Here is a 16082-nt window from a genome sequence, read left to right on the forward strand (position 1 = left end):
CATCGAAGCCCAGCTAATCGCAAATCAGCGGGAACGTCCCGGTATGGCACTTGTCTTGCGGGCATCAAAGGGCGCCTCGCGGCGATCTCCATGGAAGTACCGACCACCCTTGCGAGCCAGCTCCGATTCGGTCAAACGGCAAAGCTCTTCAGCCCGCCCTTCAGCGGCGCGTTTGAAACCCATGTCGAACGTTTCGAACAACTCGTTGTCGAGCTGTTTCAGAAGGCGGGGAATCCATTTTCCTTTCCCGGACCATGTGCCGCGTCCAAGAAGCATCAGATCGGCAAGAGGCTGATAAAGCTGGGACGCAATCGCGCGGATTTCAGCTCCGCTGCGTTCACCGCGAAGATCGTACAACATATCAGTGATCTGATATCGCAGAGCATCCAGCTCCTGCCCGGCAAGCTCAGGTGGACCGTCCTTCAACAATTGCGCAGCATGGCTTTGCCAAGCCCGGCCGTTCTCCTTGCCCGGTCCTATAATTCGTCCGGACGCCACCATGTGAACAATGAGTGGATGGCCGGAATTCAAGTCGCGCTCAAAGAACCAGTTGAGCGTCTCTAGATCATGAACGAACGCTTCGAAGGGGAGGCCGTTTTCAACAAACGACTCCCTCCACGCACGATCGAGCTTCTCGAACACGACCACCAGATCGATGTCGGAGTTTTCTGTACCCTCCCCGCGAATGATCGAACCAGCAGCAAAGGCGAAAGAATAGCCATCAAATCGCGCTGAAAGGACGGGACCGGTCATCCGCAAGGCTTCGTCTATCTGCTTCGGCATCTTAACTCCACCATGGGACATCCAGAGACCAGATTGGCGTCCCCCATAGGTACGGCAAATTTCACTTTAAAATCAATCTGCCCGACCTGAGAGACGTTTTGTGCCGTCCAAGAGCACGGTGCGTGCCTTTCTCGACCCGGGCCGGTCGCCTATGCCCGTAAACGCCAAGGCTTTCGGGCTGAGGGAACGGCTTTACCTCATCCCTTGCTGCCGAACGATCGTGGTGCGCCGACTTCGAGGGCGAGTTCATCCTAATTTGTTTACGCGAGGATTGGTTCGGCCATGGCAGGCATTCTAACTCGTCCGGACCGAAAGCGCTCGAGTGTTCCTTCCGGAAAGCGCTAGTTGCAGTCATTGGCTAATAGCTGTTTTTGCGATATGAAGTCGGCATGATCAAAGCATCGAGTACCCCCTACATCGTGCTCCCGCGCTAATGCGAGGAGCTTAGCGAGAGTCCGAACGGCTTCTCGCCTTGCAACCGTTTGCCATGGCGCAAGCGGTCAGGAAGGTATGTAGAGAGAACATCGATGAACAACTATTTTGAAAGCCCTTTCAAGGGCATTACGCTCGACAAGCAGGTCACGAATCCCAACATAATCGTTGGGCGATACAGCTATTATTCGGGCTACTACCATGGCCACAGCTTTGACGATTGCGCCCGCTACCTTTTGGACGACGAGGGAGCCGATAAGCTCGTGATCGGGAGCTTCTGCTCAATCGGATCGGGCGCTGCCTTCATTATGGCGGGTAATCAGGGGCACCGTCATGAATGGATCAGCACGTTTCCGTTTTTCTGGATGCCAGAGGTGCCCGAATTCAGCGGAGCGGAAAACGGATACCTGCCGAGCGGCGACACTGTGATCGGCAACGATGTGTGGATCGGCTCTGAGGTTGTCGTCATGCCTGGTGTCAAGGTTGGCGATGGTGCTGTGCTCGGAACGCGTGCAGTGGTGACACGCGATGTCGAACCCTACACCATAGTTGGAGGCAATCCCGCCAAGCCAATCCGCAAGCGTTTCGAGGATGGGAGGATAGAATTGCTACTCGAAATGAAGTGGTGGGATTGGTCTGATGCCCAGTTGAGGAAGGCGATGCCAATCTTGACTAAAGGCGACGTGGAGGCACTTCATCGCCACTGGCTATCGCCCAATCGCCAAGGCTGACACGAAAAGGTTCGTCCGGAACTCAACCGGGCGGGCCGTCACGCTTGCCTGACAAGTTGACACAGCTGTACCGAACATTCAGCAGCAGCCCTCGGCTGCACTCATGCCCGCTGGCGCCTGGGTGCTCTTGGCGTTTCAGAGGAGGCAACGGTGTCAAGGCAACGCGCTATCACACCCGACGGCCGGGAGGGACGGATCAACGAGCGCTAAAATGAGTGTAAGAAACTATTTAATCGAAGGCGTTTCCGGCACAGGCAAAACCACGGTGGCTGAAGAACTACAGCGGCGCGGCTACCACGTCATCCACGGTGACCGGGAGTTGTCTTATGAAGGCGATCCCGAGACTGGTGAACGGCTGGACGAGCTTTCCCACGAGACCGCGACGGACAGTGTCACATGGGGGCACGACCACCACATTTGGGATGTAGACAAAGTCACATCCTTGGTCGCTCATCAACGCAACGTAATCTCCTTCTTCTGCGGCGGCTCTCGAAATTTCTCCCGCTTTATTGATTTGTTTGACCGGGTTTTCGTTCTCGACGTCGATCTCGACACGTTGAACCGGCGGCTTGCCGGGAGACCAGTAGACGAGTTTGGCGGAAGACCAGCCGAACGGGAGCTGATTGCGCGATTGCTTATGTTCCGAAGTGCGGTGTCGAGATCGACGCCACTGCGCCGCTCGCGGTCATTGTCGACGAGATTCTCTCGAAATGCAGAGAGGTCGACCAAGGGGCCGACTAGGCTCGGCGGCGCGCGACAAAGCGCTAGCCCGATACGGCCGGGATTGTCCTTCTCGCCGGCCTGGAAGCGCAGTGGCGTCAGTCCGAAGTGGGCTCCAACGGTTCAGCGGAAGGGATCGTCGACTGCCGCCTTGGGGTCCTCTCGAAAAAATCGTCATGATTGCCGCCCGCACCACGGCCTTGGAGTTCTCGGGCAGCCGCCTTTTTCACAGATAAAAGAAACAGCGAGACCCTCTGCAATCAAGATTTTGCCCACGTCTCGTCCTCCGACCTTCAAGACGCCGCAACTGCGTCCGTAATTGCATTCATCTGTTCCTTCGGTACCGGCTGGACAAGCACACGCCACCTTCGTGAGTTGCACGTTTGGCGAACTGACCAGCTCCTTCAGACGCTCTCTTGCGCGATTGCCGAGTTCCCGTTCATATCGACATTGAGGGTCAAAGGTCTCAGGTGTGTTGAAGCCAACAAGGCGCGTTCCTGTCCGCTCTCCAGCGACGTGGACGGTATCGCCGTCCGTCACTGTGAACGATGACCGGACCTGCTCCGCCACATTCTGCGACTTGCCAGCAGTACCTAGAAAAAATTGCTTCGGTCCGGTCTCGAATACTGAGTACAGAAGTCCGACCATCGCGATCAGTGTAAAGATCACTGCATCTCGGGCAAATCTTCTGCCCCACCACCTGACCTTTCGCGGCAGGAAGGAATATTTGCGGTGTTGCAAGCGGCGTGGATATGCTCTTGCGCGGGATGCGGTCGTCGCTTCCTGACCTCGCGTTCCGCCTTGCCCGAGAATTTGATTGAGTTTCAGCAGTTGTTTAGCGCTCAGGCGCGTCCCGCCACCGTAGCTCTCCAGCCTGTGAAGCACGTCCGAGAGAAAACTCCGCTGCCACGGACTGAGCGTCGCTTCGGCCAGTGCTGCGCGAATATTGGCTTTGAGCTGTTCCGTCTCGAAAAGCACGAACGCCGCACCGCTTGGTTTCGAGGGTGAGTGGCGCTGCATCTAGCAAGATGGCTCCACGCGCTGAGTGGATTTCTTATAGTGGACCCATATCGCACCAATGGAGCCAAGCATGGCGAAACAATACCATCCGAACATCAGGCCGAGCACCCACTGTTCCTCGCTATCGCGAAGTCCAAACCCGGTGGCGATCAAAACAACATGAGCAATAAGAAGGCCAACCGCAACGAAGATCACGAATACAACCCCCGTTAGTGGAATCGTTGTACGCAAAACAACCGCCGCTTCCAAGATGACGCTGCGCTCAGATAGGAAGCTGGTAAATGCGCGGTTACGAAATGAGCGGAGCCGATAGTCCAGATGTTCGAGGAGCGACGCCGAAGGCCTGCGTTCGTCAGTTTACAATCCCGTGGCAGCCGTGCCGACCGCCACGCAAATAACCAACGCGACCTCGAAGCCGGATACCAAATCCAGCTGACCGATCTTTGACAAGCTAGCCCAGGCGTCCGAGGCATCGCGGAAGACGATTGCCATCATCCCAGGGGATCATCGCGATTTAGGCTTTTCGCCAGTATGCCGCTTGAAAGTCCATTTCACGACGTAATCGCCGTTGCGCTTCATCTTGGTCTTCGTCTGCACGCGAAACGCTCCGCCTAATGCCAGCTCGGCGGCTTCGAAAGCCTGGCGAGCCTCGGCAAGCGCCTTGTGATAGGCGCTGTTGTCGCGCTTTGGGCTTTCGGCCACCGCCTTAAAAAGGGCAGTCAGTTCAGGCTTGTCTTCGTCCATCAATTGATTTGTATCCTCTCGCAGGCGCGCATACCAAGTACCTCTATTTCGAGACGTGGATCAGTGCGATATTTAGTTTTGTCATCCCAGCGACACGTTGAATGCGGCGCAGAACGAGGCCGCCGGCCATCATGCTCTCCGCGGATCAGATCCCGGTCAAATGCCCGCACTCGAAGCGCCTGGCGCCGGCGGCTGAGATCATTGGCACGATGCTATTTATCCGCCGATCCATTTCCAGTTTCGGCTGCTTCAACAGATCAACTTGGTCTGCCAATGTAGCCAGACATAAACAGGCCTCTGCCGGTATCTCGGTTCTTTCAACTTTTCGGATGAGACCTAGAAGCGCCTGCAGCCCATTGCGGCCGATCCCCGCAACAATGCCGAACTCAGCAAGATGAGCGCGGACGGCATTGGTTGTCATCGTAAAAACTGAACAACATCGCGGCGCTTCAGTTGTCGGCGAACGACGATCAGGCCGGTTGCCGGAAGGGCGTGCACCTGGAACACCACTTAGCAATGTCGAGTCCAATCGTGGTAGTTTCTTCCATCGATGGCTCCTCCCATGCGGTTCCTGACAACACCGCGATCATGGCACATCGTCATGCCGGCGGAGGAGCCGTCCACAGCACTAAGAGCGGTCAGTAACGCGGAAGCGGCATCCGATCATAGCCAAATCGCCGTTTCTTCCTTGGCGGTTCGGATAATCATCATGGTGAAGAAGCGGGCAACGTTGGTCTGGTCGCGAAACAGCCTCTCGCAGAGGGCGTCGAATTCTTCCATGTCGCGCAGGCGCAGCATGAGAACGACGTCGGTTTCGCCCGTCACGGCATAGGCCTGTGAAACGGCCTCTTCGGCAACCGCGATTTTCAGAAAGCGGCGCATATGCTGCTCGCCGTGCAGCTTCAACTCGACCGTAATCAGGGCCTTGATCCTGCGTTCGGCCTTGGTGGGATTGAGGATCGCGACAATTCTGTCGATGATGCCTGATTTGTGCAGTCGCTGCACACGGCGCAGACAACTGGAGGGCGACAGGCCCACTTCCTCGGCTATGTCGACATTGGTGCGCGAGGCGTCGCGCTGCATCAGATTCAAAAGCTTCCGGTCGATCCGATCCATTCTCTCAGACTATCCGTCAATCACGCCTTTGCAATAAAATTGCACAGATCTGCAATCTTTGACCACAAATTCGAAGCGGCCGGGCCTAGCAGATTGAGGCTACTGTACCGGAGGTCTCGTATGTCGTTCTTAATGCCCATTTTACGCCAAACCCGCGAAACACTCGAAATTTACTGGGTGCTTGTCCGGATCATGGTTCCCATCACGCTGCTGACGGAGTTGTTGGCGAGGATGGGAGTGATCAAGGCCGTGGCGCCCGCGTTTGCGCCCGTCATGGACCTCGTTGGCCTGCCCCCGGAACTTGGGCTGGCTTGGCTGACGGGAATGCTCGTCGGAATATGGGGCGCCATCCCGCTCATTTTTACGCTGGTTCCCACATCCTCGCTGAGCGTGGCGGACATCACGGTTTTCTCGGCGCTGGTACTATTCGCGCATGGCCTGCCGATCGAGCAGAAGATCATTCAGAAGGCGGGACCGGGGATGATCGCAACGACGCTGCTGCGCATCTTGGGCGGCTTGCTCTACGCCTTTCTCCTGCATCATGTTCTGGTGGCCACGGGGTGGTTGTCGGCTCCCGCCAATCCGACCTGGATCCCGATGAGTGCCACGGTCGGTTGGGCCGCGTACGTCCTTGCTCTCGGCGAGACCATGATCTGGATGCTTGCAATCCTTGTCGTTCTGTCCTGGAGCCTTGAGCTCCTGCGCGCGACCGGGCTGCTGGAACTGATGATGAAGGCTCTGTCGCCCATATTACGCCTTGCCAGCATCCGCGGCGAAGCAGAGCAGCTCACCGCTGTCGGATTGTTCCTAGGGATTTCCTACGGTGCCGGTCTTCTGATCCGCGAGGCGCGGTCTGGCGCAATATCACCGCGCCAGGTCTTTCTGTCATGCGTGTTCATGGGCTTCGCACATAGCGTGATTGAGGACACGATCTTGGTGATCTCGCTTGGCGCTGATGTCTACGGCGTTCTTGGCGGTCGTCTGGCCTTCGCCGTAGCGGCAACCGCAGCGATTGGCGCGCTGCTTGGCCGCCTGTCTGATGAGACATTCTTTGCGCAAATATTCCGGCTGCCACATGCCCAGTCGGAAAGCGGCTAAGCTATTGCGTGCCGCGACGGCTTTAGGGCCGACAGCGGCCCGAATGCGGACCTAGCGGTCATTACGACAGAACCGCATTTACATTTTCTGGCCGACTTGGGCTGGCCGGTGCCCCTGGCTTTCTCGGTGCCAGAAACCGCGCCGGAAGTACCATGGCGATCGCGCATGTTGCCTTGTATGCGCCAGCCATTGCGACCGTTGCAGAATTTCCTATTCTGCGATGTCGCAACAGTCAGGAAAACAAGTGCCGTTTTAATCGGGACTTCTGCGAAAGGTCATTGACCGCCTTCGGCCTTACGGACACTCAGCACAGTCAGCCGTCACCGTGGTCTTAATTTCGGCGAAAGGTCTCGAAGCTCCGTAGCCGTCAAAGTCAGGGATGAATAATATGGCCACCTTTATCCTTATACCCGGAGGCTGGCAGGGCGGTTGGGTCTACCAAAAGGTAGCAGATATACTCACTGCGCACGGACACAAAGCCTTACCGATCACTCTTTCGGGGCTCGGCGATGCTCCTGCCCCGACGGCCAATCTTGAAGATCACATAGATGAGGTCGTTAGCGTTGTGAAGTCGAATCGCGACGACCTGGTCATTGTTGGACAATCCTACGGCGGGATGGTCGTCAGCGGCGCAGCCGACGCTGCGCCATCGCAAATCCGGGCGTTGGTCTACGTAGACGCCTATGTGCCTGACTCCGGTGACTCTGTCTGGTCCCTGACGACGCCTCGTTTTCGAGATGTCTTCGTCGCGGGCGCGAAGGCAGACGGACTAACTTGCGCGCCGCCTCCCAATCTTGACCCTCGATGCCGACCGCATCCGATTGGGACGTTTCTCCAATCAATCAATCTCACCGGACGTTGGCGTGAAGTGCCGCGCAAGACCTTCATCGGCGCATTTGGATGGGAAGGAAGTCCGTTCCTTGACCTTTATCAACGCTTAAACGGCGAGCCGGAGTGGTCGACCTTTGCCATCGATTGCGGGCACAATGTAGCACGGCTGAAGCCCGAGGCTCTGACCGAGATATTGCTAGCTCAGGTTTGACCAACCAACGACTGCAAGTCCCTCTCAACTTCTAAAGCCTGTCAAAGATTGGCTGTTTGCCGGATCGGATACAGGCGGCAAGCGCCGCAGTCATCCTATCACTCGTCGAATCCGCGAACCTCGACACTCTAGATCCGGAAGCCTAACTTCGCTGCGTTCTCACGCGCATTGCCTGCAATCAGCCGCCTGGTTGGAGGCTTGCCGCATTTCGAATGCAGGCAGCTACAGCTATTTGTCAGGATCCCGGGTCCGGAAAGCGCGCCAGGCTGAGATGATTGCAAGCAACAAGAACAACCCTGCAAAACCAGCCCACAGAGAACCGCCTTGCGTTAGATTGTCGCCGTCGGGAGTGAGACAGCTGGACAACGCTTGGGATATGCAATCTCGAAACTTCCAGTACCTTTCATAGAATAACCATCCAAAACAAATCGACCCAAACGTCAAAACTAATACTGAAACATACTTCATTTTGTTCCTGCTATAACCTTGTCCCGCCGACTAGGGAAAGGCCACCCGTTTGAACTCGATTCAAGCGACAGGCTTTAGATCTACTGGTTTCACCCATGTCGTTGTCGGAAAATCGCTGCATACTTTTGCGGTCTTAAGTGGCAAGCGCAACGGTAACTTTAGCGTTCGATGAATCCTCGCAACATTTGGCTGTGAACGCGTCGAGCTCAGAAAAGCGAGTTCAGGAGGACTTCCTCCGTTTTTCCCCTGCATTGAAAGTCCGTCAACAGGGGCATATTTGTCGCACGGCGGCATGGACATAGCCGGGGACACGGAGGATGGCTGACGTTTTGATGCGGAAGCGAGAATTGATGGTCGGCGTGGCCGCGGTCGCGCTTGCAGGCATTCATGGAGGGCGGCGGCAAGATCGACCTGCTCGAAAACAGCCACGGCTTCGTCGTATGGATCGATCGGAACGGGCTGATCGGCATGCTCGACTACGACCATCGCTTCCGGCACCCGGTCGGCGAGATCACCATGGGAATGACGATCGAGCAGCTGCGCGCCGCCATGCCGTCTCTCGAAATCGGAGACGACGATCCATTGATGCGAGGCGTGCGCATGGGCGTGCGACAGCTTCCCGAGGGCTACACTCAACGTGTCCGCCTCACCCTCGAGGCCGTCAACGAAATCGGCTTCTCCAACCCTGCGGCGCAATATCCGGAACCGACAGAACCATCCTATCCGGTGGCCGTGGGCATGGCCGGAGCGCCATTTACGGACCCAAATCTCAAACTCGTCGTGCTGTCTTCGCTTCTCGACGCGAAGCAGATCGATCTCGGCACTCCAGCGCAGCTCGCGACCCACGTCCTGGGCCGAGCCGTCGATCTCGAGGACGAAGGCTACGAAATCATTCCCGCGGCCCAGGACTACCTGGAGCGATATCCGCTGACCAACGAGCTTCTCGCTGCCGTGCAGGAGATCGAATTCGACGGCGGAGGAACCGCCTATCCGTTTGTCTGGTATTTCTGGGACGGCGAGGACGATGTCTTCGACGTGAAGGACCTGTCGGGGATCGAGCTTTGCAGGAATCTCAATCGCTTTTCTGCGATCTCCATGATCGAGAGCGTCGACGTGCGCTCCCTTCTGTCATGCCAGAGACTGGAATACCTGAGGCTTAGTACCGGGATAGACCACATCGAAGCTCTGCTCGACTTGCCGGCGCTGAAAGAAGTGAGAGTTCTCGACGACGGGATTTATGATGAGGTCACGACGGCCGGCACGTCGGCCAGGCGTATCTTCGATACACTCAAGGATCGCGGCGTCTGTGTGTGGGTACACTGGGTCTCTGCCACGGAGCCCACCCCACCCGCTTTCGAATGATCTAATTTAAAACATGGAGCGGCCGGGTATCCAATTCATGTAAAGGGCCATGTCGCGCTCCTTGCATCGCCCGCTTGTTGAGTAATGGCTCTTTCGAATATCCGAGACTAGGTCTGTAGGCTGTCCGATGAATGTCAACCGTCGTCTCACCTTCCCATTCAAGCATTTGACTGGCTAGCATGGTCTACGATCGCAGCGAACTTGAGGGGCGGAGGCTTCAAGCCTCCTGTTGAGCTCGGTTCTGCGGGTATGCCTACGAGACCTCTGTCAACCTGGAATTAAGAGATCGTCTTTCTGCTTCAGGTGACGTGTCCATCTTGCGCGCTAACACTGCTTGGAGGCACCGTCGCGGTAGACGTTCATGCTGCCACCCCGAACGGCACGACTCTTGCACAGTTACCAATGTGTTTGCGGCTAGGAGTTCAAGTGTAATGAACTGGCACAAATTCGGAGCGTTCGCGCCGCTGATGTTGGTGATGAATGGTTCTGAAAAATACAGGTTGGTGAAGTCGGTGGGCGACGCTGCAGAAGCCCTGTTCGCATCGTGGCCCCTAGACGATGGCGAGGAATACCTCGTGGCCGTTAAGACGTGTTTGGAGGCATTGGACGGCACGACGTCGCCGGCAGAGGCGAGATCTGCACTCATCCAAGCGGCCGAGGAAGCTGGCATTCCGGTGATCACTGTCGTTCACTGTGGGTCGCAGGAACAAACCAACACTGGAATGGTTCGGGGTCATAGAAGGGAGACCTCCATGACCATCATTCCGCCTGAGCCGACGCCAAGCCCCAAGCCTGGGCCGGTTCCTGATCCGCCCATCGAAGAGCCGATTCCGGATTTGCCGCCGGAAGAAGTTCCGAATCCAACCCCGCCTCCAAAAGAGTTTCCGCCGACGATGAAGTGAGTTCAAGCGCTCCCCCATGCCGCGTTCCGCTGCGGCAGGAGCGCCATGAACCCGGCTTGGCTCGTCAGCCTCGTGCATTATGATCTGGGATATATCGACCTTGAGCAGAGAACCTTGCAAACCATCGACAACCCGTTCGGCACGAGGTTGTCACCCATGTGTTAGACCGTATGTTCGTGGGAGGTAGCCCGCCCCCGCGGTAAGCTGTGTCGGGGGTTGCTCTGGATAGGCCGGAGCCTTGCCCCACGCTTAGCGAGGGCGAACCATGAAAGATGATAGCGTAATTTTCATCGGCCTGGATTACATCCAAGCTGAAGATATCGGAGGCCATTGCCTACCACATCCTGTTGGCGGAATATTGCCAGGCCATCGAGGATGCTGGCGTGCGTCTGAACAGGCTGACCAAGCTGGTCGTCGAAACCGCGGCATCCTGGTCGATGGCTCCGGTTGTGGCCGCCTACCAGGCAATGCGCGGTGTTGCATTCATGACCGCGGTCAGCTTCGTCGTCGAAATCGGCGATGTCAGGCGCTTTGAAAATCCCCGTCAGTTGATGGCCTATCTGGGTCTTGTGCCGTCGGAACACTCGACCGGCGAACGGGTCAAGCGTGCTGGGATCACCAAGGCGGGCAACATACGGGCGCGTCGGGTCCTCATTGAAGGGGCCTGGACACATCGCTTCCCGGCCCGTGTAGGCCCGACGATCCAAGCACGGCTGGAGGGCCTGCCAAGGACTGTCCGCGAGATTGCCTGGAAAGGCCAGGTGAGGCTTTGCGCTCGCTATCGCAAGCTGATGGCGGCAGGCAAGCCGAAGGTCGTCGCGGTCACCGCCATTGCGCGGGAAATGGCAGCGTTCCTATGGGCGATCGGGCAGGAGGTTGTTCCCACAGCAAAAATCTAAAGCCAATCGTCGGCGCAATGCGCGACAAACCAGTCAAGACGCAAACATCTGCTGTTGAACAAAGATGGAGACAGGGCTCCGGTGGCGAACCCTCGTCGTACCTATGTGGCGGATAATTCCACGCCCGATGTTAGACCGAGGTAGCCCCAGACGAACACACGGAAATGCGGTATCCGGCCCGCGCATAAGAGTATGCCAGCCGTCGTCGAAACGCCCTGTCTCCTGCTTTGTTCAACAGCTTCACGCATGTGCTTTCGTCCTCAAAGCCGGAAAGGAAAAATTATGGCTAAGAAGCTTGCAAACGAACATAAGAGGTACGTTTTGTTACCTATGTCTCCGGTATGGACAATAAAAGATTGGCGACCCCTGCAGGATTCGAACCTGCGACCACCTGCTTAGAAGGCAGGTGCTCTATCCAGCTGAGCTAAGGGGCCATCCGGCCGCTGCGTCCGTGCAGCGGTGAGAGGCGACATGCCTGAGCGCTCAATGCGTCCAGGGCTGCGTGCGGGTATAGCGGAAATTATCAGGATAAGCGACTGTCTGGCGAGCCGGTTCCTTCGGCGCAATCACGCGGTATTCGATGCCGTTGCGTTTGGCATAGGCTTCCGCCAGTTCCTGCGTCTCGAAGGTCAGCTTCACCTGCTGGCGCATATCGCCGGAGGACGTGTAGCCCATGATGGGATCGATCTTGCGCGGCTGCTCCTGATCGAATTCAAGCACCCAAAGATGCGTCTTTGCCTTGCCGGACTGCATGGCGGTCTTGGCTGGACGGTAGATCTTGGCAGACATCAGCTGCACGCCTCCGGATATGCGGGCCTAACCCGCTGTAACTTAGCCTTCCACCCCGTCTCCGGAATGGTCTTCATCGCCTCTATAACGCGAAGAGATGAATTTTGCTTAGCCGCGAATCCGTCGACTTTCAAGAAAAAAGCCGACTGAGGGGAATGCTTGCGCCGCAAGCCAGGATCCAGTCCGCCGGAGGGCTTGCTGACTGAAACAACAATGCCGTGTTGAAGACGGGGAAGACGCGAATTAGATATTGCGGGGTCGGGGTGAAGCGTGTATTGCCCCCTCTCACGGAGTGTAGCGCAGTCTGGTAGCGCATCTGGTTTGGGACCAGAGGGTCGGGAGTTCGAATCTCTCCACTCCGACCATCCTTTCAAAAAATGTTGTCTTCGCAGGCGGCCAGTGACCCTGCGCAGGAGCCGTAGATGCAAGTTGAAGTGCCCTGCCCCAAGTGCGGCAAGACCCGGATGAACTTTCCGCGCCCGCAGCCGCTCGATAGCGACATCATCACCTGCTATCACTGCGACTTCGAACTCGGCACCTACGGCAGCATAAAGCGCAAAATGACCCTGTTCATGGAGCGAATGATCCAGGCCAAGGCCAAACCGGTGAGAAAGCAATAATTCTAAGAGAGATCAGGCGGACGCTTCGGCGTGCCGCTACTTTTTTTTCGTTACCGTGGCGCTTGCGACCTTGTCGCCGATCTTGATTTCGAATTTCCTGACCACGCCGGCATTCAGCTCGACGACGTATTTCACCTCACCCATCGAATCAATGATCGCCCTCGAATAGGGCACGGCATTTTCCTTGATGTGGCGGATGGTGCCGCCGCTATCGATGAAGAGCATGTCGAGCGGCAAGATGGTGTTCTCCATCCACATCGTCACCCGCCGCGGCTGGCCGAAGTCGAAGATCATTCCAGCATCCTCGGCCATTTCCTTCCGGAACATCAGGCCGTACTGCCGCTGCTCATTGCTGGCGGCAATCTCCACCGTGAAATTCAGCATCCTGCCGGAGGCAGTCTGGATCACCAACGGCTCCTTGTCGAAATGCGGTTGTTGCTGGGCAAAGGCGGAGACGGCCAGGATGAAAAAAAGCGCCAGAAAGGCGCCTTTGATGGCATGTATTGCCATGCCGCGAGGCATCAATGCGACCGGCTTGCCGGGCTTGGCATATCCGGGTGGATTTCGGCTGCCATCAGGCCTTTGTCGCCATCGCCGTAGCGGACAAGGACGACCTGGCCGGGGCGAAGCTCCGTCAGGCCAAAGCGGCGAAGCGTTTCCATATGCACGAAGATATCTTCCGTACCCTCGCCGCGCGTCAGGAAGCCGAAGCCCTTGGTGCGGTTGAACCACTTCACCAGTGCCCGCTCGAGGCCGCTCGTCGGGGTCACCTGCACGTGGGTGCGCACCGGCGGCAGCTGCGACGGATGGACGGCGGTCGACTGGTCCATCGAGAGAATCTTGAAGGCCTGATAGCCGCGCTCGCGGCGTTGGATCAGCGCGACGATGCGCGTGCCCTCGAGGATCGTCTGGTAACCGTCGCGGCGAAGGCAGGTAACGTGCAGCAGGACATCCTGCATGCCGTTGTCCGGGACAATGAAGCCGAAGCCCTTGGCGACATCGAACCACTTGACGACACCGGTGATTTCAACGAGGTCGACGGCATCCCCGGACAGCTCGTCGATATCGGTGAATTCCTTCGATGAAATCCTGTCAGCCATGTCGCCAGCCCCTCAATACGCGTCACACTGTTACGGTTAACTGATTCTTGCAATCAAGATTAACATCTTGGTAACGGATAAGCGCAAGTCCTGTTTTCGGTTATTCCCAATTGCTCATTTTAGTCGCATGCCTTGCCCGAAGCTGACCCCCCGCCACATAACGAAGCAGCTCCCACATTTTAGAGAGGAAATAGAATGCGTTATCTCCACACTATGGTCCGCGTGAAGGATCTGGATGCCTCCCTGCACTTCTACGGCACGCTGTTTGGCCTGAAGGAAATCCGGCGCTCCACAAACGAAAGCGGCCGTTTTACGCTGGTTTTCCTCGCCGCAAACGAGGATATCACAAATGCAGAGAAAAATGGCGCCCCCTGCCTCGAACTTACCTACAATTGGGATCCCGAGGAATATACGGGCGGACGCAACTTCGGCCACCTCGCCTACGAGGTCGACGACATCTATGCCACCTGCCGGCATTTGATGGACAACGGCATCACCATCAACCGTCCGCCCCGCGACGGCCGCATGGCTTTCGTCCGTTCGCCGGATGGGATTTCCATCGAAATCCTGCAGAAGAACGGCAGCCTTCCGGCGGCCGAGCCGTGGCTTTCGATGGGCAATACCGGCGCCTGGTAAGCTGAGGCTTTTGCGAGGCTTGCGGTTTTTGCGATTTCGGGCCACCACGCCCGCTTCGCGCTTGCCGCAAGCCCGCCCCGTAGGCACTCTCCGACCGACTCGAAGCGGAAGACGACACGGTTGAACGTCCTCCGCACCAACGGAGACCGTCGCTTGCTCATTCTCCAAAAGCGGGTGCCCGCCGCGGGCGCGCTTCTCATCGCCGTTGCCGCGGTTGCGCTCTCCGGCTGTGCCTCAAACCAGAAGGCCCTCGATTCCGCAGCAGTCGTGGCTACCGATCCTTCAGCCGAGCAGCTCGCCGCAAATACGCCGGGCAAAACCGCCAAGGGCGCCTATCGCGATCCGATGGTCACGAATGTGTCGAGCGCGCAGCAGACGGCGGCAGCGCAGGAATCCAATGCCGCCACGAGGTCCGCCGGCGCTGCCGCCACGCAGCCCGCCAATATCGGCGGCCTGGCGATGCAGCCAAGCCGCATCAATGCGAATGCGATGAGCATCTTTTCCGCCCAGCCGGCAACGCCGCAGAACAACACGACCTCAACGATCATTCGGCCGGCGGACGCCAACGCCTATGCACCCGCTCAAGTCATCGATGCCGCGCGCAGCAGCGTCTTCAGCGCGCCGCCGCCCGCCCAGCCGGCACAGGAGGGCGAGATGCTTCTGCCGCAGCAATCCTCAGAAAAAACCACCACAAGACTTGCACCTGCCTATCAGACGGCATCGCTCGCGACCGGCCGCCTTCAAGGCGGGTCGATGAATGCGCTCTATGCCGCTCCGAAGCAGAACCTCGTCGGCGGCCTCGCCGGGCTCCTTGAGAAGGCGTCTCTGCCGGGCATGACGCGCGTGGCGCCGAACGGCCTGCACATCCAAAACAACAATGTCGAAGTCGGCTGCTTCAAGCCCGAGATGCTCAATGTCATCAAGGCGGTCGAAACCCATTTCGGCAAGCCGGTCATCGTCACTTCCGGATATCGCGACGCGGGGCATAACCGCATGGTCGGCGGCGCCGAAGAATCGATGCACAAGACCTGCGATGCAGCCGATATCAAGATCGACGGCGTCTCCAAATGGGATATCGCCGCCTTTATCCGCTCGCTGCCGACCCGCGGCGGCGTCGGCACCTATTGCCACACCGAATCGGTCCATCTCGACACCGGCAAAAGCCGCGACTGGAACTGGGGCTGTGGCGCCGGACGCACCAGGACGCCGAACGCAAGAGCCATCTAACGGAAGCGCGGTTTCCCGTGTCACGTTGCAGCAACGCTGCCGTACCCCGTTAAAGGAACAGTCGGCAGCCCATTGATTCAGCTCGGTTAATCGGTCTCTGACACAACCTCGGATATCCTGTCATTTTTTTGAAGGAAAACCGATATTCCCGCTTGCGGGATCCAAAGCGCCTGACTATAAGGGCGCCACCACGAAGGAAGCGCCCTTCGTCTATCGGTTAGGACACCAGATTTTCATTCTGGGAAGAGGGGTTCGACTCCCCTAGGGCGTGCCATCAATCCTCCCACATTCGCATTCTTGAACGGTCATGATTTCGCTCGGGAGCATTCTATCTCCACGGGTGGGCGGGTTGGCGTGTCGTTTGCGTAGCTCATTTGGAGACGCCCGAAGCTC

At 57.5% G+C, this 16082-nt stretch carries 17 protein-coding genes, 3 tRNA genes and 3 pseudogenes; 12 read left to right on the plus strand and 11 right to left on the minus strand.

The genetic code is table 11. From position 1 onward, the window contains the following. Positions 1 to 24 precede the first annotated feature (24 nt). Positions 25 to 783: a nucleotidyltransferase domain-containing protein gene (locus BLP23_RS23505; protein ID WP_092587173.1), complete on the minus strand. Its 759-nt coding sequence runs from the start codon at positions 781 to 783 to the stop codon at positions 25 to 27. Positions 784 to 1310: 527 nt separating this feature from the next. Here BLP23_RS23505 and catB point away from each other — a divergent pair. Then, the gene (gene catB, locus BLP23_RS23510; protein ID WP_092587174.1) at positions 1311 to 1946 is read left to right on the plus strand and encodes a type B chloramphenicol O-acetyltransferase; all 636 of its coding nucleotides are present in this window, start codon (positions 1311 to 1313) and stop codon (positions 1944 to 1946) included. A 211-nt stretch (positions 1947 to 2157) separates the two neighbouring features. Beyond that, positions 2158 to 2687 (plus strand): annotated as a pseudogene (locus tag BLP23_RS23515) (AAA family ATPase). 153 nt (positions 2688 to 2840) lie between these two features. On the opposite strand, the gene BLP23_RS23520 reads toward BLP23_RS23515, so the two are convergent. The 6 genes and pseudogenes from BLP23_RS23520 to BLP23_RS23540 form a co-directional block, all read right to left on the minus strand. Then, a complete protein-coding gene (locus BLP23_RS23520) occupies positions 2841 to 3644 on the minus strand; it encodes a thermonuclease family protein (RefSeq protein WP_233426786.1) in 804 nt (267 codons plus the stop codon). A 42-nt stretch (positions 3645 to 3686) separates the two neighbouring features. Further along, positions 3687 to 3935: a hypothetical protein gene (locus tag BLP23_RS23525; RefSeq protein ID WP_233426787.1), complete on the minus strand. Its 249-nt coding sequence runs from the start codon at positions 3933 to 3935 to the stop codon at positions 3687 to 3689. Between the two features lie 255 nt (positions 3936 to 4190). Then, the gene (locus BLP23_RS23530) at positions 4191 to 4430 is read right to left on the minus strand and encodes a hypothetical protein (RefSeq protein ID WP_092587176.1); all 240 of its coding nucleotides are present in this window, start codon (positions 4428 to 4430) and stop codon (positions 4191 to 4193) included. A 145-nt stretch (positions 4431 to 4575) separates the two neighbouring features. Next, positions 4576 to 4851, minus strand: coding sequence for a hypothetical protein (locus BLP23_RS23535; RefSeq protein ID WP_092587177.1), 276 nt, complete (start codon positions 4849 to 4851; stop codon positions 4576 to 4578). Further along, a pseudogene (locus tag BLP23_RS35360) lies at positions 4851 to 4978 on the minus strand (IS110 family transposase); the annotation flags it as partial. The pseudogene BLP23_RS35360 and the gene BLP23_RS23535, both read right to left, overlap by 1 nt. A gap of 115 nt (positions 4979 to 5093) precedes the next feature. Continuing rightward, positions 5094 to 5546 carry an Lrp/AsnC family transcriptional regulator gene (locus BLP23_RS23540; RefSeq protein WP_092587178.1) on the minus strand — a complete coding sequence of 151 codons (453 nt, stop codon included), beginning with the start codon at positions 5544 to 5546 and terminating at the stop codon, positions 5094 to 5096. Positions 5547 to 5666: 120 nt separating this feature from the next. Between BLP23_RS23540 and BLP23_RS23545 the strand changes: the two genes are divergently transcribed. From BLP23_RS23545 to BLP23_RS23570, 5 genes and pseudogenes are all read left to right on the plus strand, one after another. Next, the gene (locus tag BLP23_RS23545; RefSeq protein WP_092587179.1) at positions 5667 to 6644 is read left to right on the plus strand and encodes a nucleoside recognition domain-containing protein; all 978 of its coding nucleotides are present in this window, start codon (positions 5667 to 5669) and stop codon (positions 6642 to 6644) included. Between the two features lie 388 nt (positions 6645 to 7032). After that, the gene (locus BLP23_RS23550; RefSeq protein ID WP_092587180.1) at positions 7033 to 7686 is read left to right on the plus strand and encodes an alpha/beta hydrolase; all 654 of its coding nucleotides are present in this window, start codon (positions 7033 to 7035) and stop codon (positions 7684 to 7686) included. Positions 7687 to 8529: 843 nt separating this feature from the next. Continuing rightward, the gene (locus tag BLP23_RS33785) at positions 8530 to 9516 is read left to right on the plus strand and encodes a DUF6892 domain-containing protein (protein WP_167363956.1); all 987 of its coding nucleotides are present in this window, start codon (positions 8530 to 8532) and stop codon (positions 9514 to 9516) included. A gap of 431 nt (positions 9517 to 9947) precedes the next feature. Next, entirely contained in the window at positions 9948 to 10418 is a 471-nt protein-coding gene (locus BLP23_RS35135) for a DUF982 domain-containing protein (RefSeq protein WP_092587182.1), read from the plus strand. A 332-nt stretch (positions 10419 to 10750) separates the two neighbouring features. Further along, positions 10751 to 11317 (plus strand): annotated as a pseudogene (locus BLP23_RS23570) (transposase); the annotation flags it as partial. Between the two features lie 357 nt (positions 11318 to 11674). Here the strand turns inward: BLP23_RS23570 and BLP23_RS23575 are convergent. Together BLP23_RS23575 and BLP23_RS23580 are read right to left on the minus strand one after the other, a co-directional pair. After that, positions 11675 to 11751 (minus strand) — tRNA-Arg (locus tag BLP23_RS23575). Between the two features lie 49 nt (positions 11752 to 11800). Further along, on the minus strand, positions 11801 to 12106 hold the full coding sequence (locus tag BLP23_RS23580) for an ETC complex I subunit (RefSeq protein WP_074061152.1): 306 nt from the start codon (positions 12104 to 12106) through the stop codon (positions 11801 to 11803). A 288-nt stretch (positions 12107 to 12394) separates the two neighbouring features. Here BLP23_RS23580 and BLP23_RS23585 point away from each other — a divergent pair. Both BLP23_RS23585 and BLP23_RS23590 read left to right on the plus strand, forming a co-directional pair. Beyond that, positions 12395 to 12471 (plus strand) — tRNA-Pro (locus BLP23_RS23585). Positions 12472 to 12528: 57 nt separating this feature from the next. Further along, on the plus strand, positions 12529 to 12726 hold the full coding sequence (locus BLP23_RS23590) for a hypothetical protein (RefSeq protein WP_092587183.1): 198 nt from the start codon (positions 12529 to 12531) through the stop codon (positions 12724 to 12726). A gap of 36 nt (positions 12727 to 12762) precedes the next feature. Here BLP23_RS23590 and BLP23_RS23595 read toward each other — a convergent pair whose 3' ends face one another. Both BLP23_RS23595 and BLP23_RS23600 read right to left on the minus strand, forming a co-directional pair. Beyond that, on the minus strand, positions 12763 to 13236 hold the full coding sequence (locus BLP23_RS23595; RefSeq protein WP_233426788.1) for a DUF192 domain-containing protein: 474 nt from the start codon (positions 13234 to 13236) through the stop codon (positions 12763 to 12765). Positions 13237 to 13247: 11 nt separating this feature from the next. After that, positions 13248 to 13826: a cold-shock protein gene (locus tag BLP23_RS23600; protein WP_022715433.1), complete on the minus strand. Its 579-nt coding sequence runs from the start codon at positions 13824 to 13826 to the stop codon at positions 13248 to 13250. Positions 13827 to 14021: 195 nt separating this feature from the next. Here BLP23_RS23600 and BLP23_RS23605 point away from each other — a divergent pair, with 195 nt between their 5' ends. The 3 genes from BLP23_RS23605 (at position 14022) to BLP23_RS23615 (ending at position 15963) form a co-directional block, all read left to right on the plus strand. Continuing rightward, on the plus strand, positions 14022 to 14462 hold the full coding sequence (locus BLP23_RS23605; RefSeq protein WP_092587185.1) for a VOC family protein: 441 nt from the start codon (positions 14022 to 14024) through the stop codon (positions 14460 to 14462). A 153-nt stretch (positions 14463 to 14615) separates the two neighbouring features. Further along, positions 14616 to 15689, plus strand: coding sequence for a YcbK family protein (locus BLP23_RS23610; RefSeq protein WP_092587351.1), 1074 nt, complete (start codon positions 14616 to 14618; stop codon positions 15687 to 15689). Between the two features lie 199 nt (positions 15690 to 15888). Then, positions 15889 to 15963 (plus strand) — tRNA-Glu (locus BLP23_RS23615). Positions 15964 to 16082 lie beyond the last annotated feature (119 nt).

It is taken from the genome of Rhizobium mongolense subsp. loessense, assembly GCF_900099775.1.
GTDB lineage: Bacteria > Pseudomonadota > Alphaproteobacteria > Rhizobiales > Rhizobiaceae > Rhizobium > Rhizobium loessense.